Origin of the sequence: Paenibacillus amylolyticus (genome assembly GCF_036894225.1) — a bacterium.
GTDB classification, from domain to species: Bacteria; Bacillota; Bacilli; order Paenibacillales; family Paenibacillaceae; genus Paenibacillus; species Paenibacillus amylolyticus.
Genome location: NZ_CP145892.1, coordinates 5,352,576 through 5,378,942, shown reverse-complemented (window position 1 = coordinate 5,378,942; position 26,367 = coordinate 5,352,576). Strand labels below are relative to the sequence as shown.

The 26,367-nt window shown below is 47.9% G+C and carries 23 protein-coding genes and 1 other annotated feature; all 23 genes read left to right on the top strand.

Going from position 1 to position 26,367, the window contains the following annotated elements; genetic code table 11:
- The first annotated feature begins 235 nt into the window (after positions 1 to 235).
- The gene (gene hemA / locus V6668_RS23835) at positions 236 to 1,621 is read left to right on the top strand and encodes a glutamyl-tRNA reductase (RefSeq protein ID WP_036605893.1); all 1,386 of its coding nucleotides are present in this window, start codon (positions 236 to 238) and stop codon (positions 1,619 to 1,621) included.
- Between the two features lie 14 nt (positions 1,622 to 1,635).
- A complete protein-coding gene (ccsA, locus tag V6668_RS23830; protein ID WP_036605894.1) occupies positions 1,636 to 2,463 on the top strand; it encodes a cytochrome c biogenesis protein CcsA in 828 nt (275 codons plus the stop codon).
- Between the two features lie 5 nt (positions 2,464 to 2,468).
- Positions 2,469 to 3,119: a bifunctional precorrin-2 dehydrogenase/sirohydrochlorin ferrochelatase gene (locus V6668_RS23825; RefSeq protein ID WP_338706908.1), complete on the top strand. Its 651-nt coding sequence runs from the start codon at positions 2,469 to 2,471 to the stop codon at positions 3,117 to 3,119.
- 2 nt (positions 3,120 to 3,121) lie between these two features.
- A complete protein-coding gene (hemC, locus tag V6668_RS23820) occupies positions 3,122 to 4,078 on the top strand; it encodes a hydroxymethylbilane synthase (protein WP_036605896.1) in 957 nt (318 codons plus the stop codon).
- Positions 4,079 to 4,082: 4 nt separating this feature from the next.
- Positions 4,083 to 5,645: a uroporphyrinogen-III C-methyltransferase gene (gene cobA / locus V6668_RS23815; protein WP_036605897.1), complete on the top strand. Its 1,563-nt coding sequence runs from the start codon at positions 4,083 to 4,085 to the stop codon at positions 5,643 to 5,645.
- A gap of 102 nt (positions 5,646 to 5,747) precedes the next feature.
- Positions 5,748 to 6,749, top strand: a complete 1,002-nt coding sequence (gene hemB, locus V6668_RS23810) for a porphobilinogen synthase (RefSeq protein ID WP_017692601.1) — start codon at positions 5,748 to 5,750, stop codon at positions 6,747 to 6,749.
- A gap of 26 nt (positions 6,750 to 6,775) precedes the next feature.
- Complete coding sequence (hemL, locus tag V6668_RS23805) at positions 6,776 to 8,080, top strand: glutamate-1-semialdehyde 2,1-aminomutase (protein WP_338706907.1); 1,305 nt, start codon at positions 6,776 to 6,778, stop codon at positions 8,078 to 8,080.
- Positions 8,077 to 8,985 carry an RluA family pseudouridine synthase gene (locus V6668_RS23800; RefSeq protein WP_338706906.1) on the top strand — a complete coding sequence of 303 codons (909 nt, stop codon included), beginning with the start codon at positions 8,077 to 8,079 and terminating at the stop codon, positions 8,983 to 8,985. The genes hemL and V6668_RS23800 overlap by 4 nt, the downstream gene beginning before the upstream one ends.
- 366 nt (positions 8,986 to 9,351) lie before the next feature.
- Complete coding sequence (locus V6668_RS23795; RefSeq protein WP_338706905.1) at positions 9,352 to 10,935, top strand: LysM peptidoglycan-binding domain-containing protein; 1,584 nt, start codon at positions 9,352 to 9,354, stop codon at positions 10,933 to 10,935.
- 155 nt (positions 10,936 to 11,090) lie between these two features.
- Positions 11,091 to 11,372 (top strand) — a binding site (T-box leader).
- A gap of 60 nt (positions 11,373 to 11,432) precedes the next feature.
- Positions 11,433 to 14,099, top strand: a complete 2,667-nt coding sequence (locus tag V6668_RS23790) for a valine--tRNA ligase (RefSeq protein ID WP_338706904.1) — start codon at positions 11,433 to 11,435, stop codon at positions 14,097 to 14,099.
- Between the two features lie 78 nt (positions 14,100 to 14,177).
- Positions 14,178 to 15,554, top strand: coding sequence for a bifunctional folylpolyglutamate synthase/dihydrofolate synthase (locus tag V6668_RS23785; protein WP_036673600.1), 1,377 nt, complete (start codon positions 14,178 to 14,180; stop codon positions 15,552 to 15,554).
- Positions 15,555 to 15,610: 56 nt separating this feature from the next.
- A complete protein-coding gene (gene murC, locus V6668_RS23780; RefSeq protein WP_047841184.1) occupies positions 15,611 to 16,930 on the top strand; it encodes a UDP-N-acetylmuramate--L-alanine ligase in 1,320 nt (439 codons plus the stop codon).
- 116 nt (positions 16,931 to 17,046) lie between these two features.
- Complete coding sequence (locus V6668_RS23775) at positions 17,047 to 18,273, top strand: SPOR domain-containing protein (RefSeq protein WP_338706903.1); 1,227 nt, start codon at positions 17,047 to 17,049, stop codon at positions 18,271 to 18,273.
- A gap of 145 nt (positions 18,274 to 18,418) precedes the next feature.
- Positions 18,419 to 18,661, top strand: coding sequence for a DUF4321 domain-containing protein (locus tag V6668_RS23770; protein WP_036605903.1), 243 nt, complete (start codon positions 18,419 to 18,421; stop codon positions 18,659 to 18,661).
- A 94-nt stretch (positions 18,662 to 18,755) separates the two neighbouring features.
- Positions 18,756 to 19,367, top strand: coding sequence for a Maf family protein (locus tag V6668_RS23765; protein ID WP_338706902.1), 612 nt, complete (start codon positions 18,756 to 18,758; stop codon positions 19,365 to 19,367).
- A 37-nt stretch (positions 19,368 to 19,404) separates the two neighbouring features.
- Positions 19,405 to 20,094 (top strand): RadC family protein, encoded by a 690-nt coding sequence (gene radC / locus V6668_RS23760; RefSeq protein WP_338706901.1) that lies wholly within the window; start codon positions 19,405 to 19,407, stop codon positions 20,092 to 20,094.
- 183 nt (positions 20,095 to 20,277) lie between these two features.
- The gene (locus tag V6668_RS23755) at positions 20,278 to 21,312 is read left to right on the top strand and encodes a rod shape-determining protein (RefSeq protein WP_017692612.1); all 1,035 of its coding nucleotides are present in this window, start codon (positions 20,278 to 20,280) and stop codon (positions 21,310 to 21,312) included.
- A gap of 185 nt (positions 21,313 to 21,497) precedes the next feature.
- Positions 21,498 to 22,370, top strand: coding sequence for a rod shape-determining protein MreC (gene mreC, locus V6668_RS23750; protein WP_076253325.1), 873 nt, complete (start codon positions 21,498 to 21,500; stop codon positions 22,368 to 22,370).
- Positions 22,370 to 22,903 (top strand): rod shape-determining protein MreD, encoded by a 534-nt coding sequence (gene mreD, locus V6668_RS23745; protein WP_036673543.1) that lies wholly within the window; start codon positions 22,370 to 22,372, stop codon positions 22,901 to 22,903. The genes mreC and mreD overlap by 1 nt, the downstream gene beginning before the upstream one ends.
- A 74-nt stretch (positions 22,904 to 22,977) precedes the next feature.
- Entirely contained in the window at positions 22,978 to 23,640 is a 663-nt protein-coding gene (gene minC, locus V6668_RS23740; protein ID WP_017692615.1) for a septum site-determining protein MinC, read from the top strand.
- Positions 23,641 to 23,643: 3 nt separating this feature from the next.
- On the top strand, positions 23,644 to 24,438 hold the full coding sequence (gene minD, locus V6668_RS23735; RefSeq protein WP_017692616.1) for a septum site-determining protein MinD: 795 nt from the start codon (positions 23,644 to 23,646) through the stop codon (positions 24,436 to 24,438).
- Between the two features lie 149 nt (positions 24,439 to 24,587).
- Positions 24,588 to 25,439, top strand: coding sequence for a M23 family metallopeptidase (locus tag V6668_RS23730; RefSeq protein ID WP_076320302.1), 852 nt, complete (start codon positions 24,588 to 24,590; stop codon positions 25,437 to 25,439).
- On the top strand, positions 25,432 to 26,292 hold the full coding sequence (locus V6668_RS23725; RefSeq protein ID WP_036605910.1) for a M50 family metallopeptidase: 861 nt from the start codon (positions 25,432 to 25,434) through the stop codon (positions 26,290 to 26,292). The genes V6668_RS23730 and V6668_RS23725 overlap by 8 nt, the downstream gene beginning before the upstream one ends.
- Positions 26,293 to 26,367 lie beyond the last annotated feature (75 nt).

The following is a 26,367-nucleotide window of genomic DNA, read 5'->3' as shown; positions in this document are numbered from 1 at the left end:
TATCGTTATGAATATTCATAATCGACACTTTTTAACGCATAACGGTGAACTTTGGTGAGACACTACAATAAATGACAGTGCATATGATGATGAACATGGTGATTTCATAAACATTTCATAAAAATGACCCGGTCATGGCTATGATGTGTGATATAATTAACCTTGTCAATCATAAATGGATAGACATATGCAGTAAGCACTTTGATTGGAAATTTATTAGGCAGGTGAACTTGCAATGCACATCGTTGTCGTTGGTTTGAATTATCGCACGGCGCCTGTAGAGGTTAGGGAACGATTCACATTTGCAGAAAAGGATTTGTCTGAAGCGCTGCAGCAGCTCAAGCTGACCAAGAGTGTATTGGAAGGTGTAATCGTAGCCACATGTAACCGTACCGAGTTGTATGTTGTGGTGGACCGTCTTCACATGTGTGGTTATTTTATTCGAACATTCATGGAACAATGGTTTAACGTACCACGGGAAGAATTTACGCAACACTTATATATATATGAAGATGATCAAGCCATGCGCCATTTGTTCCGCGTCATCTGCGGACTAGATTCCATGGTCATTGGTGAGACTCAGATTCTTGGACAGGTGAAACAGGCTTTTCTTAAAGCGCAGGAAGAGAAATCAACAGGTACCTGGTTTAATATGCTGTTCAAACAGGCAGTTACGCTGGGCAAACGGGCACATTCGGAGACTTCCATCGGGGAGAGTGCCGTATCTGTCAGTTATGCTGCTGTTGAACTCGGTAAGAGGATTTTTGGCATGTTCACAGACAAGAAGGTGCTCATTTTGGGTGCCGGCAAGATGAGTGAACTAACCGTGAAACATCTCTATGCCAACGGGGCATCAGAGGTCATCGTGGCGAATCGTACGCTCGCAAGAGCTGAAGAATTGGCAGCCAAGTTCCGGGGGACACCTTGTACCATGGAACAGGCACTAGATCGACTGAATGAAGTTGATATTGTGATTAGTTCCACTGGAGCTGAACGTTATGTCATGGATGCAGCAGTGGTACGAGAGAGCATGAAGCGTCGTCAATCTCGTCCATTGTTCCTGATTGATATTGCGGTTCCACGCGATATTGATCCGGCGATTGGTGAATTATCCAACGTATTTCTCTATGACATTGATGATCTGGAAGGAATCGTGGAGAGCAACCTGGAGATGCGTAAGGTTGAAGCTGCCAAGATTGAGAGAATGATTGAGCTTGAGATGGAGGATTATTACCATTGGCTCAAAACGTTGGGTGTTCGTCCCGTTATTCGCGCTTTGCAGGAAAAAGGTGTCTCCATTCATGAAGAAACGATGGATAGCCTGTTTAATAAACTGCCTGAGCTCGATGAACATCAACGTAAAGTCATTCGTCGTTTGACCAAGAGTATTGTGAACCAAATGACGACAGATCCGATTAATCGGATTAAGGAAATGGCAGGCACGAAGCAAGGTGATGAAGCTCTGCGCATGTTTACTCAGATTTTCGCTCTGGAAGATGCAGTAGAGATGGCCGCTGAAAAAGTGAGTCAGAGTGATGCTACAGCTCTGGCGAAACCAGCCGCTCACCTTAACGAAAACCGGCAAGACCCCGTGCCGGCTTATGCTCCGGCAGGCGTATAAGGCGGGTGGGCAGCTTGACCCTTGCTGAACAAGTTTATGAAGCTCTAATCTATATGTATGCCCTGAGCCTACTGTTCTATTTCTCGGACTGCATTCGACGCAATGCGGGGGCGAAGCGGACAGGCACAGGGTTTCTTGTCGTTGTTTGGGGACTGCAGGTAACGCATGTCATATTGCGCATGTGGACTGAAGGCCATTTCCCCATCTATACCACCTTTGATTTTTTGTTTATATTTTCATTCAGTATTGTGCTGATGTCTCTCGTCATGACTCGCATCCAGCGTTCCGAATTTGTGATTTTGTTGCTGAATGTTGTAGGTTTTTCCGTTACGGTATTAAACCGACTGTGGTTTACGGCCGGAGAGATATCACTGCATAACTGGCAAACGGTACATGGATTACTCATTATGCATATTACCTTGGCGAATCTTGGTTTTGCGGCGTTAACCGTTGCTACGGTATTTGCCATGTTATATCTGTTCCTGCACCGTAAGTTGAAGAAAAAAAAGTGGAATGATACGATGCGACGGATGCCAAGCCTGGAAGTGATCGGCAAATACATGGATGGTGCTAATTTCATAGGTACACCGCTCCTTGGCGTTTCTGTGATGCTTGCCGTATTATCCATTGTGGCTGAAAGACGCTGGATTCTACTCTTGGATCTCAAAGTTATTGCGACAGGTCTTGCTATAGCCATCTATGTGGGGTACTTCGTATCCAAGAGAAGGAAACAGTTCTCTACAATTATCATGGCAAGATGGACACTGATTGGGTACGGATTTGTCATTATAAGTTTTTTATCCAATGCGTATTCAGCGTTTCATCGTTGGACGGGAGAGTGAAGGGGATGGACCGTTACACGCCGATATTTGTGAATACTTCAGGCAAGAAATGCTGCGTGGTTGGTGGTGGACGTGTTGCCGAACGTAAAATTAAGGGGTTGCTGCATGCTGAGGCACAGATTACGGTCATTAGTCCGGAGCTTACTCCCATATTAAAACAACTGCATCATGAATCCCGAATTCAATGGATAGACCGGTCCTACCGCAATGGAGATTTGCGGGGGGCCTTTCTCGTATATGCAGCGACTGACCATTCAGAGGTCAATTCAACTGTGGTTCGGGATGCGGAGGCTGCGGGCATATTGGTGAATAACGCAATGTCTTCGGAGCACAGCAGCTTTATTACGCCAAGCGTGGTAAGGCGTGGAAGATTAAGCATAGCGATATCCACAGCAGGAGCGGGACCGGCAGCAGCTGCGGAGATACGTGCCACACTCGAACGACAGTTCGGTGATGAGTATGAGACGTACCTTGAGTTTTTGCACCAGATGAGGACTGAGGTGAAGTCACGCGTATCTTCTTCAAGTCTCAGAAGTACGTTGCTTCGGCAATTAACTGAAATGCACATATTAGAAGATATTCTTACAGGCCATTTTCGGTGGTGGACCGAAGAAGAAATCGGGGACTGGATATCCCGTAATGAGGAGGAAGTGTAGATATGCGTACAATTAAAGTTGGAAGTAGACAGAGCGCGCTTGCGCTAACCCAGACAGGCCATGTCATTCAGGATTTACGCGATATTTGTGAGCGGGAAGGATTAGCTTTTGACTTTGAAGTACATAAGATTGTTACCAAGGGAGATCTCATTCTGGATGTAACGTTGTCAAAAGTGGGCGGCAAAGGTCTGTTTGTCAAAGAGATTGAACAGGCGATGCTTGATCGTACGATTGATATGGCTGTGCATAGCATGAAAGATATGCCTTCCGAGTTACCCGAAGGATTAATCAATGGTGCTATTCCTCGTCGTGCAGATCCACGGGATGCGCTGATCTCCAATGGTGGACTTACTCTGGATCAACTGCCAGAAGGAGCTAGAGTCGGAACAAGCAGTCTGCGCCGGTCGAGTCAATTAAAGGCCTATCGTCCAGATTTGCAATTGGAATCGATTCGCGGCAATATTGATTCCCGTTTGCGGAAGCTGGAGACCGAAGGATTCGATGCGATTATTCTGGCAGCTGCAGGATTGTACCGTATGGGCTGGGAAGACCGGATCACAGAGTACTTGACGGAAACAGCTTGCCTTCCGGCAGTGGGTCAAGGCGCGCTTGGTATCGAATGTCGTGAAGACGATGAGGAACTGTTGCACTTGCTGCAGCTGTATAACGACCCCGAGACAGCATTTCCTGTACAGGCGGAACGCCGTTTTCTTAGTGTATTGAATGGGGGCTGCCAGGTTCCGATCGGTGCTCATGCGGTGTGGGTGCCTCAGCAAGATGCAGATTCCCTGAATGGTGAAAACACGTTACAATTAACAGGTATGGTCGGCACGCCGGATGGTGGACTGATTCTTAAGGAAGCTATGATCGGCAAGGACCCGGTTCGTCTGGGAGAAGAAGTGGCTTGGAGATTGATCGAACGGGGAGCAGAGCAGATACTGGCAGAAGTTAGGGGATGAAGACATGGTGGGAAAGGTCTTTTTGGTAGGGGCAGGTCCTGGGGATGCAAAGCTGATTACGGTAAAAGGGTGGGAATCCATCGGGAAAGCCGATGCGGTAGTCTATGATCGTTTGGCAAGTCCGAGATTGTTGAAACAAATGAAACCCGGCGCAGTCAAGATTTACGTGGGCAAGCGCCCGGATCGGCATACGATGAAACAGGAAGAGATCAATCAACTGTTGGTTGATTTGGCTCTTGAAGGCAAGGTTGTGGTTCGGCTTAAGGGCGGCGATCCAACTATCTTTGGACGCGTGGGCGAAGAGGCGGGTTTGCTGCACAAAAACGGAATTCCGTTTGAGATTGTACCTGGGGTTACCGCTGCAATAAGTGTACCTGCGTATGCCGGAATTCCTGTGACTCACCGTGACTATGCATCTTCCATCTCTATTATTACGGGGCACGAGAGTCCGGACAAGCTTGATCGCAGTATCCATTGGGATAAAGTGACGAATGCAACGGGCACACTTGTATTTATGATGGGGGTTGCCAAAATTGGATATATCAGCGAACAATTGATTCGTCATGGTCGTCCAGCGCAAACACCGGTAGCTCTAATTCGTTGGGGAACACGAGCGGAACAGGATACCCTTACAGGTACCCTTGAGGATATAGAAGCGAAAGTGATCGAAGCCAATTTCCAACCACCAGCTGTTATTGTGGTGGGAGATGTCGTCAATCAGCGGGAACAGTTGAAATGGGCAGAAGCGCTGCCGCTGTTTGGCAAACGAATTCTGGTAACCCGTGCTCGCAGTCAGGCGAGTGAACTGGTGAATCGCATTGAGGAACTCGGCGGCGAACCGTATGAGTTTCCGGTTATTGAGACGGTCATGCCATCCAGTGAATCTGCCAAGCAAAGTGTCAAAGACGCCTTCAGTGCTTTAAATACCTATGACTGGGTGTTTTTCACAAGTGTGAACGGCGTGGAGTTTTTCTTCCGCCATCTGGAACAGGAAGGCAAGGATATTCGCTCGATTCATCAAGCGAGAATTACTGCCGTAGGACCTTCCACAGCGGACGCTTTGCGCAAACATGGCATCGTTGCAGAGGTTGTCAAAGGTCCTTTCCAGGCCGAAGGCATGCTTGAGGCTTTTGAAAGCGAATTGAAGGAAGGTCAGAGAGTATTGCTTCCGCACGGTGATCTGGCACGTACGTGGTTACGTGATCAGTTGAGAGAACGAGGACTTCAGGTCACCGAAGCCATCACCTACGATACGATCCTCGCTGGTGAGGATGATGACGAACTACTCAAGCTACTTGAAGAAGGTGGTATTCATGCGGTGACCTTTACAAGTTCATCGACGGTTACCAATTTCATGAGTATGTTGAAACGTATGGGATTACAAGATCCACTGCCTTTATTGAAAGATGTGGAGGTTGCGTGTATCGGACCTGTTACAGCGAAAACGGCAGAAGCCGCTGGACTGAAGGTTACACTGATGGCAGAGGAAGCAACGATGGATAGCTTGATCACAGTGCTATGCGACTGGAAACGGACAGGCACCAAAGAAGGCGCTCTTCGAAATTAATACACATGTAATCATGTCAACATATGAAGCGTGCTGAATTCGATAGGATACCAGCGCGCTTCCCTTTTTGCTCTATTTAACTTTCAGGGAGGTTTTACTCGTATGAGTTTTCCAATTGTACGGCATCGCCGTTTACGTCAATCCACAGGTATTCGCAATATGGTTAGAGAGACCCATCTAACCGTGGACGACTTTATTCAACCGATCTATGTGACGTATGGAGAAAATGTGAAATCTGAAATTAAATCCATGCCTGGCGTATTCCGTTTCTCGCTGGATCGTCTTCAGGAGGAAGTAACGGAAATTGCCGAGCTGGGAATTCCAGCCGTGTTATTGTTTGGTATTCCCGAGACGAAGGACAGTGTGGGTTCATCTGGCTTCGCTGAAGATGGCATTGTGCAGGAAGCGACGAGATTGATCAAATCCTGGTACCCGGAACTGCTGGTTGTTGCGGATACTTGTCTGTGTGAATTCACGGATCACGGTCACTGCGGTATGGTACACACCGTGGAGATTGACGGTCACATCTGCGGAGATGTGTTAAATGACGAATCACTTGATCTGCTCGTGCAAACGGCAGTGTCTCAAGCCAAAGCAGGAGCGGACATTATTGCACCATCCAACATGATGGATGGATTTGTACAAGCGATCCGCGCGGGACTGGATGAGAATGGATTCAGTCACATTCCGATCATGTCTTACTCTGTTAAATATGCATCCGCATTCTATGGTCCATTCCGTGAAGCTGCGGATTCCACACCACAATTCGGAGACCGCAAGTCATATCAGATGGACCCGGCGAACGCGCGTGAAGCCTTGCGTGAAGCAGAGACGGATGTGCTCGAAGGAGCGGATATGCTAATGGTTAAACCTTCGCTGTCCTATCTTGATGTCATGCGTACGATTAAGGATCAATTTGATCTTCCGCTTGTTGCCTATAATGTAAGTGGCGAGTATGCCATGGTGAAGGCAGCGGCGATTCAAGGCTGGATCGATGAGAAAAAAGTTGCCATGGAAATCCTGCTCAGCATGAAACGCGCAGGTGCAGATATGATTATTACCTACTACGGAAAAGACGCTTCACGCTGGTTGGCTGAGAAATAAAATAAATTACATTGAGGAGGATATTCATGACTGCACAACAAGGTAATCGTCGCAATGATGAGCGCTCACGCAGCGCGTTTGAGGAAGCGAAGCAGTACATACCCGGGGGTGTGAACAGCCCTGTACGCGCATTCAAATCGGTGGGACTTACTCCGATCTATGCAGAACGTGGTGAAGGGTCCAAAATCTACGATATTGATGGCAATGTTTTTATTGACTATGTGGGATCGTGGGGCCCACTCATTATGGGACATGCACACCCTGACGTTGTAGAAGCTTTGCGTGAGACAGCCCTCAAAGGAACAAGCTTTGGTGCGCCTACCTTGCTGGAGACCGAGATGGCAAAACTGGTCTGTGAGCGTGTACCTTCTATCGATATCGTGCGGATGGTTAATTCTGGCACGGAAGCAACGATGAGTGCCATTCGACTGGCACGCGGGGTAACCGGACGCAGTAAAATTTTGAAGTTTGAAGGATCATATCATGGACATGCAGACAGCTTGCTGATCAAGGCTGGCTCAGGTGTTGCAACGCTGGGTCTGCCAGATAGTCCAGGCGTGCCTGAAGGCGTAGCTGTGAATACCATTACGGTGCCTTATAACGATCTGGAGTCCGTGAGACTTGCTTTTGAACGTTATGGTGGAGAACTGGCCGCTGTTATTGTGGAGCCTGTGGCAGGTAACATGGGGGTTGTTCCTCCGGCTTCCGGTTTCCTTGAAGGCCTGCGGAGTTTGACGACCCAATATGGCAGCCTGCTTATTTTTGACGAAGTCATGACCGGTTTCCGCGTAGGGTTGAACTGTGCTCAGGGACGATATGGGGTTACACCTGACCTGACTTGTCTGGGTAAAGTTATCGGTGGCGGACTCCCGGTTGGTGCTTATGGTGGTCGTCGGGATCTGATGGAACAGATTGCTCCAACAGGACCGATCTATCAGGCAGGTACACTTAGTGGGAACCCGTTGGCTATGGCAGCAGGATATACCACGCTCAAATTGTTAACACCAGAGGTCTATGACCGTCTGGAGACATTGTCTGCACGTTTGCAAGCCGGATTCGAGAAAAATGCAGCTGAGACGGGTATTGCGATAACCATTAACCGTGTGGGTTCCATGGTTTGTCCATTCTTCAGTGCCGTTCCAGTAACCAATTATGATATTGCCAAAGAAAGCAATCTGGATCAATTCCGTCGTTATTTTGCGGCCATGATTGATCAAGGTGTAAGTGTTGCACCTTCGCAATATGAAGGCATGTTTGTCTCTGGTGTGCACACAGAGCAGGATATTGACGATACGATTGAGGCGAATCGTAAAGCTCTTCAATCGCTATGACCATCAAAAGTTGGAAACGCCGCGGGGAATGGCTTGAGCTGATGCCAGGGAAAGCCGTAACAGGCAGTTCGGACAAACCGATGGCTGCAGAGCAATGGCTATTGTCTGAACTTCAGTTTCCGGAGAAATTGCTACGTCAGTTGAAAGCAAACCGAGGAATACAACTTGCAGGGGACCGGCTTCGGCTGGCCCTTTTTGCGTCCCAGCCAATCGATGTCGAGCCACGCTGGGCTGATGTGGATGTATTGTATGAGGACGATTTCTGTCTGGTTATGCACAAACCGGCAGGTATGAAACTGCATCCAGATGGAAGCCGTGCCGATCAGGCCATCACGCTGGATCATGTGGTTGCCTCTTATTATGAAATGAACGGAATCCAGGCGAGCGTACGCCATGTTCATCGACTGGACGAGGATACAACCGGACCTGTCCTGTATGCCAAAAATGCTTTTGCCCTCGCCAAACTGAATGAAGCGATGCGTCGCAAAGAGATTGGTCGCCATTATGTAGCCATTGCAGGTGGACAAATCCCCCTTGAACTCCACAAAATTGATGCTCCGATTGGCAAGGATAGACATCACAAACAGCGCAGGCGTGTCTCGGAAGGTGGACAGGAAGCTGTTACTCATGTGGAGATCGTCGAAGTGTGGGAACGAGCAACCCTTGTACGATTAAAGCTGGATACAGGACGCACACACCAAATTCGTGTACACCTGAGTTACGCGGGACATCCGCTTATTGGTGATGCGTTGTATGGAGGTAGAGCGGATGCCATTGGACGACAAGCACTTCACGGAGAGATGCTTAAGTTTAGTCATCCGTTAACCGGAGCGATGATTGAAGTGAACGACCCTTGGCCATCCGACTTCACACAATTGGCAGAGCGAGAGCGTCAAAATTATTAATACACTATATAAGTTCGACTAACTATTTACACGAAAACAGAGAGGACAGAAACAACCAGAAGAAGCAAAGCGTTCGCCTAAAAGCTTTCTGAAAGAAAGCTGCTTCGGAAGCATAAGCTATCCCCGGGTTTTCCCTTTATAAAAAGGAATGAAAAAAATCTGGGGATAAAAGCGATCAGAAGGTTGTTCTGTCATTGGAGTGACAGTGTAAATAACCATAAGTTGAACATATATAGCAAGGTTTTTCAAAAGGTGGCATGCTCCTCTCATTCAAGGCATATAGATGGGGTAACGAAGGATTTGGACCATGGATCAGTCCCATGAGAAGGATCATGGTGAACATATGCCGAAAGGAGGACGCCACCTTTGTTGAATCAACCTTATGGTTTGCGGTTCGATATTTATGAGCGCGTTCATTTGTCTGAGGGAGTTCCTGCGATTGAGGAATTGGAGGAGATTGAACTATACCCACGCATTCAAGTCATAGGGCAGGATGATCATGCCACATTAAGAGGGCATCTTTTACTTACAGGTGCGTACAGAGGAGAAAATGAGGCTTCAGAGGAGCTCAAACATTTCATTCCCGTGGAGATCACAGTGCCGCTGAACCGGGTCAGATCGATTGAAGATATTTCCATCGAGATCGAAAATTTTGACGTGGATCTGTTATCCAATCGCAGTCTGAACATTACAGGCGTGTTGTCGCTACGAGGTATCGAAGGTTTTCCTGTTGAAGAGCCACAAGTGTGGTCAGCAGATGAGTTTACAGTTGTTCATTCACCTGATGCTCAGCAATCCAACCGTTCCGATGAAGCAGCACAGGCAGGTAGCGATCCCAACACATTTGCACAAGAGTACCTGCTCCAGCGGAGTGAGGAAGAGAGACTTACGAATGCAGCAGAACTTGCATATGGTGCTCCGGAATTCGCTGACCTGTCCACACGGGAAGAGACATTAAGGAATAGCGAAGAATGGCAGCAGGATTATGCGAATGCGTCATCCGCAGAGCCACTTCAATCTGAGGAGCTAAGTGCGGAGTACGTTAACGAAAACAGACAACCTGATGCAAATGAAGATCCCGCATCTCTGACAGCGAATGGAGATGAATTGGCATCTCATGAGCAATACAGCGAACCTTCTCCGATCTCGTCATTTATGGCTGAGACCGCAGATCGATTAGCTTCTTACCCTGAGTCGGAACCATTGTTGCCTCTGGAAGATGAGTCTTCGGGTTGGTCCGAGCCTTCCGTGGATGCATTGCCTGCGAACTCGAGAAGTGCAGATCAAGCAGTCTCAGAGCCTACTGCTCAATCATCTAATGAGTTGGCATCACCGGATGTACCGGACGCACCAGAGGTATGGCACTTCGAATCCGCGAGATCTGTACCTCAGCAGGAGAATCAGGCAGTTGCCGATGTCCCGGGCGAATCACAGGCGGAGAACTGGCAAGGTGTATTTGCTTCGTCCGAACCAGGCAACCCTGAGGAAGACCGACCGTCTTTTGAAGCGACTGGGGTAGACGAGTTCGTACAGAACGAAGCATTTGTTCCTGAACCTGTGGCTGAGACGGAAGACAAGCCGGAGCTGAAGGTTGCTTTTGGCAGCAAAAAAGAATCCGCACCACGGCAAGAAGAGGGCGTAGGTATCTCTTCCTTGTTATCCTCCGGTAGAGCGGCACGCGATGCTGAAGTGGAGCGAGGCGATGAGGTTCCTGCGGGTGTGGTACAGGAAGAAACGTATCCAGCTGATGATGTGGAATGGAAGAACCTGTTCCTGGGAACGATCGTGGACCAGACCCCGTTCCGCAAGGTGAAACTTTGCATTGTTCAGCGAGAAGATACACTGGATGCTATTGCAGATCGATATCAATTGAGCACGAGGGAACTTCAGTTGTATAACCGATTATCTGAGCAGGTTGTGGAAGAAGGTCAGATATTGTACATCCCTTAAGCCTCAGTTAAAGCCTTCGTTACGACCCGTGATCCCCTTGAGGATTGCGGGTTTTTGCATGATTCGTCCTAAACCTGCATTCCAGCGCTCTTTATCCGCTGTTGTCAGGTTGACTATCGCGCACGAGCAAGGTATGATGTGTGTAGGTTTTTTGAAGAACAACGTGGAACGGGAGTAGTAGACAGTATGACCTTTCAGAGAGTGGAATTGCAACGCTGTGAGATTCCGCAGGAACCAACTGATCGAAGTCGCCCGGGAGTTGCCTGTTTGAATACAAGGGATGAATGAGATCTATCGTCATTTATTTCTGAGGTAGGATGGGCCGGTAGCAGCCGTTATCTGCTTGAAGTGTCACGTCATGTACAGAGGGTGAAGTCTATCTTGCTGTAGGCGTGAAACAAAGGTGGTACCGCGAAAGCTAACCTTTCGTCCTTTGATGGATGAAAGGTTTTTTTGTTTTTTTTGGCGAAGATGATGAAGTAACGGAGGAATGACACATGTCTGAGGAAAAAAAATCAGCTACAACAGAAATGCCGACCACTTACGATCCTAAGGCGGCAGAGGATAAATGGTACTCCACCTGGATGGAACGTGGATATTTCAAAGCCGGTCAACGTAAAGATGCCGAGCCGTATACGATTGTAATTCCACCCCCAAATGTGACCGGGATGCTGCACATTGGGCATGCGCTTGATTTTACACTGCAGGATATTCTGATCCGCACCAAACGGATGCAAGGTTATGACGCACTGTGGCTTCCGGGTTCCGACCATGCAGGTATTGCTACCCAAACCAAAGTGGAGCAGAAGCTGCGTGAAGAAGGTCTGACTCGTTATGATCTGGGACGTGAGAAGTTTCTGGAGAAGGTATGGGACTGGAAAGATCAATATGCCACTACCATTCGTCAGCAATGGGGCAAAATGGGATTGTCGCTTGATTACTCACGTGAACGTTTTACGCTGGATGAAGGTCTGTCCCAAGCGGTTCGTAAAGTATTTGTTCAACTGTATGAAAAAGGCCTTATTTACCGAGGCAAACGCATCATTAACTGGGACCCGGTGAACCGGACAGCTCTGTCCGACATTGAGGTTGAATATAAAGAGGTTCAGGGTCACCTGTACCATCTGCGGTACCCGCTCAAAGACGGAAGTGGCTACGTTACAGTGGCAACAACGCGTCCTGAAACGATGCTGGGTGATACAGCGGTTGCTGTTCATCCGAAGGATGAGCGTTATGCAGATATGATTGGTAAAGTACTTGTACTGCCTATCATTGGACGCGAAATTCCAATTATCGCTGATGATTATGTGGATAAAGAGTTTGGAAGTGGTGCAGTTAAAATCACACCTGCGCATGATCCAAATGACTTTGAAGTAGGTCTTCGTCATGATCTGCCTCAGATTACGGTAATGGATGAGAGCGGCACAATGAATGCTGAGGCAGGCAAGTATCAGGGACTGGATCGCAGTGACTGCCGCAAGCAGATTGTTGCTGACTTGAAAGAGCAGGGCGTATTGATCAACATTGAGGATCACACGCATCAGGTTGGACACAGTGAACGTACCGGAGCTGTTGTTGAGCCATATCTGTCTACACAGTGGTTCGTTGAGATGAAGCCACTTGCAGAGAGAGCGATTAAGAAACAACAGAGCGGCGAAGGGGTTAATTTTGTTCCAGATCGTTTTGAGAAAACCTATCTGAACTGGATCGAGAACGTTCGTGACTGGTGTATTTCCCGTCAACTGTGGTGGGGACATCGTATACCTGCTTGGTATGATGAAGAAACAGGTGAAATCATCGTATCTGCTGAAGATCCAACAACGCTGCCAGAGAATGCTGGACGCAAGCTCAGACAGGACGAAGACGTACTCGATACTTGGTTTAGCTCCGGCTTATGGCCATTCTCCACACTAGGCTGGCCGGAAGATACGGAAGACCTGAAACGTTATTATCCGACAAGTGTACTTGTGACAGGGTATGACATCATATATTTCTGGGTTGCACGTATGATTTTCACTGCACTGGAATTCACCGATGAGATTCCGTTCAAGGATGTGCTGATGCATGGTCTTGTTCGTGATGCAGATGGACGCAAAATGTCCAAATCACTGGGCAACGGTGTAGATCCGCTGGATGTGATTGAGAAATACGGCGCAGATGCAATGCGTTACATGATCTCAACCAGCAGCACGCCAGGTCAGGATCTGCGTTTCCGTTGGGAACGAGTGGAGCAGGCTCGTAACTTTGCCAACAAGATCTGGAATGCTTCGCGCTTTGCATTGATGAATCTGGAAGGATTCACCTATGAGGAACGTGACATTAGCGGAGAGCTTGGTACAGCCGATTATTGGATTTTGCACCGTCTGAACGAAACTTCCCGCGATATTACGCGTCTAATCGAAGCGTATGAATTTGGGGAAACGGGTCGTGTGTTGTATAACTTTATCTGGGATGACCTGTGTGACTGGTACATCGAGTTTGCTAAGCTGTCCTTCTATGGGGAAGATCCGGTTGCCAAGAAGAAAACACAATCCGTGCTTGCTTATGTGCTGGATCAAACCATGCGCCTGATTCATCCGTTTATGCCATACATCTCCGAAGAAATCTGGCAGCATCTGCCGCATGAAGGTGAGACCATTACGCTGGCATCATGGCCGGTATATGATCCTGCTCTTGAGAACCCAGAGGCTGTTGCCGAGATGAACCTGCTTATGGATACCATTCGTGCAGTGCGAAACATTCGTGCAGAAGTGAACGTGCCGATGAGCAAAAAGATCGAGCTGATGGTCAAAGCAAATAGTGCGGAGACGTCCAGCATCATTGCGCGTAACAGTCACTACATCAAACGTTTCTGTAATACGTCCGAGTTCGATAGTGGGCTGGATTTAAACTCACCGGATAAGGCAATGACTGCGATCATTACGGGGGCAGAACTATACTTGCCGCTCGCAGGTCTTATTGATATCGAGCAGGAAGTGGCTCGTTTGGAGAAAGAGTTGGAGAACCTTGAGGGCGAAGTTCTCCGTGTAGAGAAAAAGCTGGCGAACGAAGGCTTTGTAGCCAAAGCTCCTGCCAAAGTTATTGAGGAAGAGCGCGCCAAACAAGCAGATTATTCCGATAAACGGGATAAAGTGATTGCACGAATCAAGGAACTTAAAGGTTAATATATGTGGGTCGGATGGAGAGCCATTATGCCATCCGGCCGCTTTTTTCACTCAAACTCGGGACCGAAGGTGAATCAGATGACGGAATTAGACGGGACAGATGCAGCAGCTCCTTTACTTACGTACAACGAGGCCGTGGACTGGATCAATGGCCTTATTCCTTTTGGCATCCGACCTGGATTGGAACGAATCGAGAGTCTGATGTCCATGTTAGGCAATCCACACCAACGTCTCAAATTTATTCATGTCGCGGGAACGAACGGCAAAGGTTCGACTTGCGCTTTTTTGACGTCAGTGCTTCTTCAGGCTGGATATGATGTGGGTACCTTTACGTCGCCTTATATCACCAAGTTTACAAACCGTTTTCAATACAACGGTGAGGATATTCCTGAAGAAATCCTGCTTAAGCTCTCGAACCGATTACATCCACTGGTCATGGAAATGGCCTCCACTCCGCTTGGATCACCCACGATGTTTGAGGTGTCCACGGCTCTGGCGCTTCTATACTATGCAGAGGAGTGTTACCCTGACGTTGTGGTATGGGAGACGGGGCTAGGGGGAAGGATGGACGTAACGAATATTGTCGCACCTGTTGTGTCCGTCATCACCAACATTGGTATGGATCATACGGATGTGCTTGGAGATACGATTGAGCAGATTGCTGGAGAAAAGGCAGGTATTATCAAGCCGGGAGTACCCGTTGTGACTTGCGCGACTCAACCCGAAGCTGTGAAGGTGATTCAGGAGAAAGCACAGCAGCTTCAATCAAGCGTGTATTTGGCTGGAGATCAATTCTCTTATCATAGACTGGACAGCAATGAGAACGGACAATCTTTTCATTTTACAGGCCCGTTCCGTGATCTGGACGTTCGCATACGCATGCAGGGCTCACATCAATGTGACAATGCAGCGGCCGCACTTATGGTGCTTGAATTGCTTAGACAATACATGGCATTTATGCTGGATGACAACGATATTGCACTTGGACTGGAGAATGCTTTCTGGGCAGGAAGATTCGAAAAAGTCGTCGATGAACCCCGAATTGTGCTTGATGGAGCACATAATCCGGAAGGGGCAGAGTCACTGGCCAAGAGCATTATGGATGTCTATCCGCACAACAAGTTAATTTTGATGATGGGTATGTTGGCAAATAAGCATCACGAAGCGTATTTGCAGCATATACTGCCACTAGTGGATACGCTGATCCTGACCGAGCCAGATTTCCGACGCAAAATGGATGCAGCCGAATTGCTGCAGATTGTCGAACGGGTACGTCCCGCCATTGCGAAGCAGGAACTGGAAATCATCGTCGAGCCCGAATGGGCAAAGGCACTTGATCTATTGAAGTCACGGACGGAAGCGGAAGATCTGGGGGTGGTCTCCGGCACACTGTACCTGATTGCGGATGTGCGGGCAGCCCTTTTGCATCAAACCGATTCTGAAAAAGGTTGGTGAAAGTTTTGTTAAATACATCGGAACACGTTCATTTTATAGGGATTGGCGGATATGGCATGAGTGCCATCGCAAGAGTTATGTTGGAAATGGGATACACCGTTACCGGATCGGATGTCGCTTCACAGGAGTTGACCGAGAAGTTGGCAGCCAAGGGAGCGAAAATATATATCGGACATACGGCAGAGCACGTCACTGGAGCAGATCTTGTTGTCTACTCTACGGCAGCGCCTGCTGATAATGTGGAACGGGTAGCAGCTGCAGAGCTGAACATTCCGATTCTGCATCGTTCCCAGATGCTTGCACGTTTGTTGAACGAACGTAAAGGTGTGGCTGTAGCTGGGGCTCATGGTAAAACAACCACTTCATCCATGATTGCACTTGTTATGGATAAATGTGATACAGATCCGACATACATTATTGGCGGAGAAATCATGAATGTGGGTACCAACGCGAAGGCCGGTCAAGGAGACTGGGTAGTCGCTGAAGCGGACGAGAGCGATGGTTCGTTTTTGCAGTACCATCCATGGCTCGGTATTGTAACCAATATTGAGGCAGATCATCTGGAGAATTACAACAGTGATTTTGAGGAGCTCAAAAGGGCTTATGTGCAGTTCCTGAGCCAGATTCGTCCGGAAGGAACAGCGATTGTGTGTTCTGACGACGAGAATGTTCAAGCGATTTTGCCAGAACTCAAGTCACGGATTACAACCTATGGTATTGATCGTGCTGCGGATTATACGGCAACGGATATTGTACTGGGCGATCGCCGTATCTCCTTTACGATGAATCATCAGGGTGCTGCTATGGGCACGGTGGAATTATCAGTGCCGGGTAAGCATAACGTTTATAATGCAATGGCTACTGTGATTACCTGTTTGGAAGCAGGCATTCCATTTGAGAAGATTGTGGCAGCTATCATCCAGTTCCACGGAGCCAAACGCAGATTCCAGGTATTGGGCGAGGCGCGCGATATGCTGATCATCGATGATTATGCTCATCACCCGACTGAGATTGAAGCTACCATTAGTGCGGCCAAAGCAACGGGCAAACGCATTATTGCGGTATTCCAGCCACAGCGTTATACGCGGACATTCTTCCTGCTGGATGCGTTCAGTCGTGCTTTCGCGGAAGCGGATGAGGTGCTTATTACGGACATCTATTCTCCTGCGGGCGAAAAACAGATCGAAGGGGTAACCTCAGCCCGACTGGTTGAACTGATCGTTCAAAACAGTAATGCTTCTGCACGTTACCTTCCTACAAAAGAAGAAGTGGTAGCTGATCTGCAACATCGTCTGCAGCCAGGAGATCTTGTGATTACGATGGGCGCAGGTGATATTTGGAAAGTCGGCGATACACTTGCCAAAGGTTTGAAATAGATCAATTGAGAAATCGCCTGTCTTCGATACGAAGCAGGCGTTTTTTGCGTTATATGGAATGTATTCTCCAGTCTCTGCATATAGCTTATATAAATGGGACAAAGGAGAGGGTACGGGTGAGCAATGCTAGAATGACGTTTCGCTTCGGGGATCATGAGTCGGACAAGCCTGAAAACAAGAGGATATCTGCGTCCAGTCCATTGGTGACGTTAAGTGAAGAATTACCGCATAATCAACCGCTAACGCCTAAGATGGATACAACCCCATCATGGACGCCTGAGGATATCCCCGGAGACTGGGGAGAGACGGTGCTGACAAGCTCTACTGTACCTGAACCTGACGAACGGGTGAGTCATGATTCGAACTTGAACTTGGATGAGGCCCATTATTTTGGGAACCGTTCCGGTTACGGTTATGTTAATCACACCGATAATCCGGAGGAAGAGCGTCGTGATCTGTCCAATGCCCATGATGATCAGGGCCACGACTGGCTTGCAGATTCGGAGAACTATTCCTATAAACGCAATCGCCCTCCAAGAGGCTGGAAAATGATTGGTTCTGTCACTGGTGCACTTGTTACCGGAGCACTTTTTGGTATGGTTATTCTTTCATTTTTTAATAAAGAAGGAGCCGCGAAGCCAGGCGATCTTCTGCCCGTCAATCAGGCAGTTTCCACTGTGACGGGTCAGGAGGGGACTGCAGGTACAGAGCAGCAACTTCAGACAGCGGCGACTGGCAGTACGTATTATGCACTTCAATACGGCGTGTTCAGTTCTCCTGAACGAGCTGAGCAGGCTAAGCTTGAACTGGCTCAGGCAGGTATAGCCGCAGGTTCTGATCCTGAAGATGGCAATCGAGTATATGCAGGCATTTCGGCTGATCGTGAAGAGGCCAAGCTACTTAGCTCCAGGTTAAAAGCCCAGGGAGTTGAACTGTATGTCAAGGAGATTGTGAACCCTGAGATCAACCCGGCTATATTCGGTGGCAAACAAGAGGATGTGCAGCTGTTCTTCACAAACAGTTCTGCACTGGTGGAACAATTATCTACCTTGTCCATTCAGCAGCTGGGACAGTCTGCTCCGGCAGCAGTTTCTACAGAAACGATGACCGCGATTCAAAATAAGCACGAGTCATGGCTGACGGGATTGAATAGTCTTACACCTGGCCTGACCGCAGATGTACAACCTATTATTGGTGGAATGGAGAAATCAATGAACAGTGCAATTACGGCTATCGCGGAGTACAACAAAAACCCGGATGATGTACACATGTGGTCCGTGCAGTCCGATCTGATGGATTATGTACTGCAGCAGAAAAAATGGCTCGAAGCGATAAAGCAGTAACATGCTCTTTCCCATAACAACGCTTGGAAATACCCATCCGGCAAGGAACTGGAAATAGTTCCCCTTGCCGGATTTGTGTTTGTATTGACGTACAAAACCCCGTATAATAATGTGGGTGTCAAAAAATGGCGAGGGAAGATTACCGATGAAAAAAAACTTCGGCATGTTATTGCTGTTTCTGCTGCTCGGCTGGATGGCCGGAGCGTGGATCGCCAAGGCACTGCAGCCTGTAAAGGCAGTAGCCTTTCTTACGAAAGCCACGACCATACGTTGGTCGCCACAGGCTGATCTGGATATTATCAGTTATAATATTTCACTTCAATTTCAAATGAGCCTTCTGAGTCTGATCGGTATGATTGCCGCTGTGTGGCTGTATCGCAGACTGTAGGAGAATGACGAGTTATGACGAAAAAAATTAAACCAGTGACATCTATTATCGTGATCCGGACAGGATGTTGCCGTGGCATAAGGAGCCGTTCATTTTGGATAACACACAACAGCGCCCTATTATTCTGGCCTCCACATCGCCTCGGCGCAAAGAACTGATCGCATCACTCCACCTAGCGTTTGATGTAATACCAAGTCATGCCAATGAAGATACACCACCAGAGTGGACACCTGAACAGACGGTACAGGAACTTGCTTTGCGCAAGGCGCTTGCCGTGTATTGCGGGCTTGAAGGCCGCGAGCAGGAAGCCATTATTGTTGGTAGTGACACCGTTGTTGTTCTGGATGGTGAGATTCTAGGCAAACCCTTAGACGAAGCGGATGCTGAACGTATGTTATCCCGACTGCAGGGGCGCGTACATCGGGTGTTCACGGGTGTCGCTTGTATTGATGCGGGCAATGGACAGTCGTTAGTTCATTACCGCCAGACCGATGTAACGATGAAAGAGCTGTCGGATGCGACCATCCGTGCTTATGTGCAGACAGGTGAGCCTTCAGATAAGGCAGGATCATATGCCATTCAGGGCATTGGTGCTTCACTGATCGACCGCATTGAAGGATGTTATTTTAATGTGGTTGGCTTGCCGCTATCTTTGCTAAGTGATATGTTGGACGAGTTCGGCGTACATGTGTTGCCACGAACATGAATGAAGCCAAATGTTGTGAAATGAAAAGAGGGAACATATGGAGTCGCCTCACTACATGATGCGCGACATCCCCCAGGAAGAACGCCCGAGAGAACGCATGATGGAATACGGGGCGGGCGCCTTAAGCCATGCTGAATTGCTGGCAATTTTACTTCGAACAGGCACAAGACAGGAATCCGCGGTGCATATGGCACAGCGGATTCTGGCCGAAGCGGGTGGCATTCGCTCGTTGATGGATTTGAGTCTGGAAGAACTGACCGCGATGAAAGGGATCGGCAATGCCAAGGCTGTGCAATTGAAAGCTGGCATTGAGCTGGGTCATCGGATTGCCAAGAGCAGACTCACACAGTCGACTTCAATTCGTACACCGCGTGATGCAGCTGATATCCTGACCGAACAATTGCGTTACTTGCAAAAAGAACATTTTGTGTGTCTCTTTCTGAATAGCAAAAATCATATTATTGCCCAGGAAACACTCTCCATGGGCAGCCTTAACGCTTCGATTGTACATCCACGTGAAGTGTTCCGGGCTGCCATCAAATGTAGCAGCGCATCGATTGTGTGCGCACACAACCATCCGAGTGGTGATCCTACGCCCAGTCCGGAGGATATCCAAATAACCAAGAGACTAATTGAAGCAGGCGCTATTGTTGGCATTGACGTGCTTGATCATATTATTATCGGAGATGGAACGTACGTAAGTTTGAAGGAGAAGGGCTTAGTATAATATAATGGTTGGCGTTGATGTTTTCCTATGAATGTTAACGGCGTTGTCCGTAAAAGATAGGTTCACTTTACAAATGCAAAAAAACAAATGCGAATATTAGCTCCACGTATTGCGTGGGAATATAATTATTACGCTCTGGATCAGAATGGAGCGGCTATATGAGGCAGAAAAGGAGATTATGTTATGTTTGGTGGTTTTACGAAAGATTTGGGTATTGACTTGGGGACAGCAAATACGTTGGTTTATGTACGAGGAAAAGGAATTGTGGTGCGAGAACCTTCGGTTGTCGCTATACGGACAGATACAAATAGCATCGAGGCAGTAGGTGAAGCCGCCAAAAAAATGATTGGACGTACACCAGGTAACATTCGTGCCATCCGTCCAATGAAAGATGGCGTTATTGCCGATTTCGATACAACGGCAACGATGATCAAATATTTCATCCGTGAGGCGCAAAAACAACGCTCCATGTTCCAGCGTCATCCAAACGTGATGGTATGTGTACCATCCGGGATCACGGCAGTAGAACAACGTGCGGTTGAAGATGCAACCAAACAGGCTGGAGCACGTGAAGCCTATACAATTGAAGAGCCTTTTGCTGCTGCAATCGGTGCAGATCTGCCTGTATGGGAACCAACGGGTAGTATGGTTGTCGATATTGGTGGCGGTACAACGGAAGTGGCAGTTATCTCTCTTGGTGGTATTGTAACGAGCCGTTCGGTTCGTGTAGCAGGTGACGAGATGGATGAATCCGTTATCCAGTACATCAAACGCCAATACAATCTGATGATCGGTGAGCGTACATCGGAGCAATTGAAGATGGACATCGGATCAGCTATGCCATTGGAACAAGTAGAAACGATGGAAATTCGTGGACGTGACCTTGTAACAGGTCTGCCGAAGACAATTACGATTACTTCGGACGAGATCAGTGAAGCGCTGGCTGATACCGTGAATGCAATTGTTGAAGCGGTAAAAGTAACACTGGAAAAATGCCCGCCTGAACTTGCAGCCGATATCATGGATCGGGGTATCGTTCTTACAGGTGGTGGGGCGTTGCTTCGCAACCTGGACAAGCTTCTCGCTGGTGAGACAGGAATGCCTGTCATTGTGGCTGAGAACCCGCTGGATTGTGTAGCAATCGGAACAGGTAAAGCGCTAGAGAATATTCATTTGTTCAAAAGCAGAAGCAGTTCGGCAGTTCGTTCCAAACGTTAATTGGTATTTGCCTAACTTGGCATAGCGACCAAGTGGCAAGATATCTTTATAGAGGACCCGGTTAACCCCGGGGATGAGCTATTACCCGCTTAACAGGGGAGGATCGGCTGATATTCTCGCAGGGACTACAGGTCTGACAGTCTCCCCGCCGGGCATGGCTCGGAAGAGAATATGGATGTTAGAGGGTGTTCGAACTGTTTAAACTGCTAGGCAACAAAAGACTTTTTGTTTTGCTGGTGGGCCTTGTTACATTTATCGCGTTAATGGGCTTTACGCTCAGTCCGCGAACCACTCTATCCTGGCCGGAGAAATTCCTGAAGGATTCAGTTGGATTTGTACAATACGTATTTTACAAGCCCGCTTCCTATGTAGCGGGCTTTTTCAAAGATGTAGCGAACATGCGTACGGTATATGAAGAGAATGAAGAGCTCCGCATCGCGATGGGTCACTATACCCGGGATCGACTGAAGTACAATGATATGGAGCAAGTGAATGAGCAGCTTCAGAAAGCGCTCAATTTCACAGAAGAACAGAAGAATCGCTATAATTACGGTTCACGAATTGCTCAGGTTATCAGTGCCAATTCGGATCCAAATAGCAGAACCATTAACATTGATATCGGTGAAAATGCGGGAATCAAGCCGGGGATGGCCGTTACCTCCCAGGAAGGGCTGGTCGGCGTGATCAGTCATGTCAGCTCATATACATCAACGGTTAATCTGTTAACGTCCATGGACGCCAATGATCCGACATCCAATGCCATTGCAGCAACGGCGGTAGGTAAAGAGAAAGTGTTTGGTATGATTGAGAGCTACGATCCGAAGACGGGCATGCTCAAGATGACCAAAATCTCGGAGGATTCTAATATCAAAGAGGATGATGAGATTATCTCCTCCGGAATTATTAACAATTTTCCGAAGTACATGCGGATTGGTGAAGTGGAAAAGGTTGAAGTTGGGGAGTACGGTTTAACGCGAACTGCGATTATCAAACCATACGCAAGCTTCCTTGATTGGAAAGAGCTGATTGTCATTATCCCGCCTGAGGTAAAAGAATAATGGTAACACGTAAGCAAGTTTTGTTCCTGTTACTATTCCTTTTGTTCATTGCGGAAGGCACAATTTTGCCACTGCTCATCCCTTCTGGCTGGCAGATGCGTATTTCTGCCAATCTGGTCTATATCGTAATTTTGTTTATCGCTGTATATCATCATCGTCACACGGCACTAGTACTCGGTATATTTTTTGGACTATTGCATGACGTTGTATTCTACGGCGAGATGATTGGACCTTATGGATTCTCGATGGGATTATCGGCATATATGATGGGACTCATTTTTCAAGCACCACGTGCACCACTGCCGGTTATGGTATCGGTTGTCATTTTGGGAAGTCTGCTTAATGACACCATGCTATTTTTCCTGTACAAGCTCTTCCAACTTAACCACGTGACCTTTGACTGGGCGTTGATTGAATACATGATTCCTAATTTGTTCATTCATTTTGTGTTTGCCTTGATCATTTATGTCCCGCTTCGGAAACAACTGGAGCGGATCGGCAAGAGACGGAGCAAGACAGAAGAAGCTTCCTAAATACATTTATGGAGCGCAAAGCAGGAACTTGGGGCCCCGGGCACGAAATGTAATGAGATGGGAGGGACAGGCTTATGACGGTAAAATCGAATCACGTAACGATTAAAGGCATCCGAGACGGCCTGGTTTTCCTGTTGGACGATCAATGTGAATTCGAGGAATTGCTCTATGAGCTCCGCTATAAGCTGGAACACAGCCATCAAAATATTTTGACCGGACCGATTGTTCATGTGGATATCAAGTTGGGTGCCCGCGAAGTGACAGAGGACCAGAAAGAAGCAATCCTCGATATATTGAAGCAAAAAGGGAATCTGCTTATTCGATCCATCGACTCACCTGCACTCCAACCGGAGGTTAAAGGACCACCGCCGATTGTAACCATGTGTGGTATGGTGCGTTCAGGTCAGGTGCTTCATCATGAAGGAAATCTCCTGTTTCTTGGGGATATCAATCCGGGGGGCACAGTGACGTGTACCGGAGATATATATGTGTTGGGTTCACTCAGAGGTATGGCTCATGCCGGAATTGGCGGGGACGAGGAAGCGATCATTGCCGCTTCGGTATTTGCACCGACGCAGCTGCGGATTGCGGATATCATCAGTCGTCCTCCCGATGAATGGGAGAGCCGAGAGACCGGAATGGAATTTGCTTACTTACAGGACAATCAGATGCAGATAGACAAAATGAGCAATATCGTTCGGTTACGCCGAGATTTTAATGTGTTTAAAGGAGTGTAGCTCATGGGAGAGGCGATCGTGATCACTTCGGGTAAAGGCGGCGTGGGTAAAACAACCACCTCGGCAAACATCGGGACAGCGCTGGCGCTGCTCGGCAAAAAGGTTTGTCTGGTAGATACCGATATCGGCCTTCGTAATTTGGATGTCGTGATGGGACTCGAAAACCGTATTATTTACGATCTGTGCGACGTTGCGGACGGCCGCTGCCGTCTGAATCAGGCTTTGGTCAAAGACAAGCGTTTCGAAGAATTATATATGTTGCCTGCGGCGCAGACGAGAGACAAAAACTCAGTATCGCCAGAACAGGTCAAGGATATTATCCTTGAATTGAAAAAAGATTTTGAATACGTCATTATTGATTGCCCAGCCGGCATAGAGCAGGGTTTCAAAAATGCGGTAGCAGGAGCAGATCAGGCCATCGTGGTCACTACACCGGAAAATGCTGCAGTACGTGATGCGGATCGTGTCATCGGCCTGCTGGAGAGTTCGCACATTCAATCACCAAAACTGGTGGTGAATCGAATTCGCAATAATATGGTTAAATCGGGTGACATGTTAGATATCGATGGTATTTTACAAGTACTTAATATTGACCTGATTGGCATCGTGCCTGATGATGAACTGGTCATCAAAGCGGCCAATTCAGGAGAACCTACGGTCATGAATCCGGATTCACTTGCGGCAATTGCGTATCGGAATATCGCACGACGCATTCTGGGAGATACGGTCCCATTGATGCAGCTGGAGCAGAAAAAGGGTGCTTTTACTCGTTTCAAAAAGTTCTTGGGAATGGGTTAACTCATTTAAATGGACTTATTCATTATCTGATTACATGACAGCCGTGGCTTATAGCCCGGCTTTTTTTGTTACCTGCGGGCAGGCTTGTTCATATTATCAACCACCTCTTCATAGGATGTAGTAAACAAGCCTCGGCGGGAGGACATTCCATGAACACGAAACTCAGAATCAAGCAGAGACGAGAAGAACGTATCCGGCGACTGATGGATGGTGCCACTGTGGAGGTCTTACAGGAGCAGAAATTAGGTTCACTGTTGGACAAGAATGAGATCATACACCCAAAACCATTTACGCCGCCTAGTGAGGGGACACAGGAAAGAGATCCGGAATGGTTGTGGAAAAAAGAGAATGGTCATTTCGTTCCAGGAGGGCATTCGAGATTCAACCTGTTCAAGTCACTTCTCAAACGGACGGTTATTAGCGCTTTGATATTTGGCGGAGTATGGGGTCTATTTCAGTTGGATACATCGTGGACGACATCACCCAAAACAGTAATTGCGGATGCACTCCATCGGGATATGGATTTTGCCTCAGCAGCGGCTTGGTATGAACGGCATTTTGGAGGAACGCCTTCGTTTCTTCCGGTCCTCGGACATACGACGGATGCCGTGAACGGATTGAAAGTAAGGCAGTTACTGGGCAAACCGATCTCAGGCACAGTGGTTCAGCCATTCGCGCTGAGCATGAAGGGAATTGAGATCGTTCCGGATGCCGCAGGTGCAGAACTTATACAGGTCGCAAGTTCTGATGCTGGGCGTGTCATGGAGGTTATCGGAGATGCAGCAAGTGGATTCACAGTTGTCATCCAACATACAGGCAATGTCACGGCAATATACGGTCGGCTGAACGAAAGTGAAGTGAGCGTGAATGATTGGGTGGAAGCGGGGAATCCAGTGGGGAGTCTCAAGGCTACGGGTGGTGAACAACCGGCCACGCTCTATTTTGCAGTCAAAGAGGGGGAGGAGTACGTAGACCCGGCGGAAGTTGTTGCCCTTGATTAGGGTGTGGGGAGTCCATATTACGTTTCATCCGTTTTTTGTAATTATCATGATGGCCTCCCTTCTGACTGGACATTTTATTGAGCTTATTACGTTGTTTGCCATCGTATTCATTCATGAATGTGGACATGCTGCGGCGGCAGCACTTCTGGGCTATCGTGTCTTGTCGATCCAGATGCTTCCTTTTGGAGGAGTTGCGGTTATCGAAGATGGAGGTACGATCACGGCCTACCGGGAAATCATGATTGCTCTGGCTGGTCCATTACAAAACATCCTGATGGTTGGCGTGGTTATGCTGTTGCAGTATGGCAATCTGGGCGATCCGGTATTTCTCAACTATATCATTCAGGGGAACCTGCTCATTGCCCTATTTAATCTGCTGCCTGTACTTCCTCTGGACGGAGGTAAAGTTGTTCAGGCACTTGTCAGTCTGTGGGCACCTTACTATACAACATTAATGTGGACTTACAGAATTAGCATTCTGTGTAGCGTAGGGGTTATTTTATATGCTATCAGCCGATGGTTTACTGGAGACTACGGCCTACCGCTCAACATTCTGTTAATCGGCCTTTTTTTGTTCTATTCCAACGTAACGGATTACCGAAATGTGCCCTATCGCTTTATTCGTTTTCTGATGAATCGAGAGGGTGCGTTTGCTCGTCACGCGGCTACTGGCAGTTTGGCGCAGCCAATAATCTCATTCCCGGCGAAACCTTTGGACACTATTTTGCGTCTATTAAAGAGAGAAAGATACCATATGGTATACGTGATGAACAGACAGGGTCGAATTATGGCCGTATTGCCTGAGCAACGGATTATCGGTTCCTATTTTCAACAAAATGGTAATAAATTGTAGTGTTCTGGTGGACCTGTTCTGAAATGGGTTAATATATGTACAATGAGAATTGAAAAGATACTGAAATGGATGTGG

Bases quoted from the DNA above. Each gene is read 5' to 3' on its own strand.
- hemC (WP_036605896.1), top strand. From the start codon at position 3,122: ATGCGTACAATTAAAGTTGGAAGTAGACAGAGCGCGCTTGCGCTAACC.
- V6668_RS23785 (WP_036673600.1), top strand. From the start codon at position 14,178: ATGACGGAATTAGACGGGACAGATGCAGCAGCTCCTTTACTTACGTAC.
- cobA (WP_036605897.1), top strand. From the start codon at position 4,083: ATGGTGGGAAAGGTCTTTTTGGTAGGGGCAGGTCCTGGGGATGCAAAG.
- V6668_RS23790 (WP_338706904.1), top strand. From the start codon at position 11,433: ATGTCTGAGGAAAAAAAATCAGCTACAACAGAAATGCCGACCACTTAC.
- hemA (WP_036605893.1), top strand. From the start codon at position 236: ATGCACATCGTTGTCGTTGGTTTGAATTATCGCACGGCGCCTGTAGAG.
- radC (WP_338706901.1), top strand. From the start codon at position 19,405: ATGGAGTCGCCTCACTACATGATGCGCGACATCCCCCAGGAAGAACGC.
- V6668_RS23800 (WP_338706906.1), top strand. From the start codon at position 8,077: ATGACCATCAAAAGTTGGAAACGCCGCGGGGAATGGCTTGAGCTGATG.
- hemB (WP_017692601.1), top strand. From the start codon at position 5,748: ATGAGTTTTCCAATTGTACGGCATCGCCGTTTACGTCAATCCACAGGT.
- hemL (WP_338706907.1), top strand. From the start codon at position 6,776: ATGACTGCACAACAAGGTAATCGTCGCAATGATGAGCGCTCACGCAGC.
- V6668_RS23730 (WP_076320302.1), top strand. From the start codon at position 24,588: ATGAACACGAAACTCAGAATCAAGCAGAGACGAGAAGAACGTATCCGG.
- mreD (WP_036673543.1), top strand. From the start codon at position 22,370: ATGGTAACACGTAAGCAAGTTTTGTTCCTGTTACTATTCCTTTTGTTC.
- V6668_RS23770 (WP_036605903.1), top strand. From the start codon at position 18,419: ATGAAAAAAAACTTCGGCATGTTATTGCTGTTTCTGCTGCTCGGCTGG.
- V6668_RS23755 (WP_017692612.1), top strand. From the start codon at position 20,278: ATGTTTGGTGGTTTTACGAAAGATTTGGGTATTGACTTGGGGACAGCA.
- minD (WP_017692616.1), top strand. From the start codon at position 23,644: ATGGGAGAGGCGATCGTGATCACTTCGGGTAAAGGCGGCGTGGGTAAA.
- V6668_RS23825 (WP_338706908.1), top strand. From the start codon at position 2,469: ATGGACCGTTACACGCCGATATTTGTGAATACTTCAGGCAAGAAATGC.
- murC (WP_047841184.1), top strand. From the start codon at position 15,611: ATGAGTGCCATCGCAAGAGTTATGTTGGAAATGGGATACACCGTTACC.
- minC (WP_017692615.1), top strand. From the start codon at position 22,978: ATGACGGTAAAATCGAATCACGTAACGATTAAAGGCATCCGAGACGGC.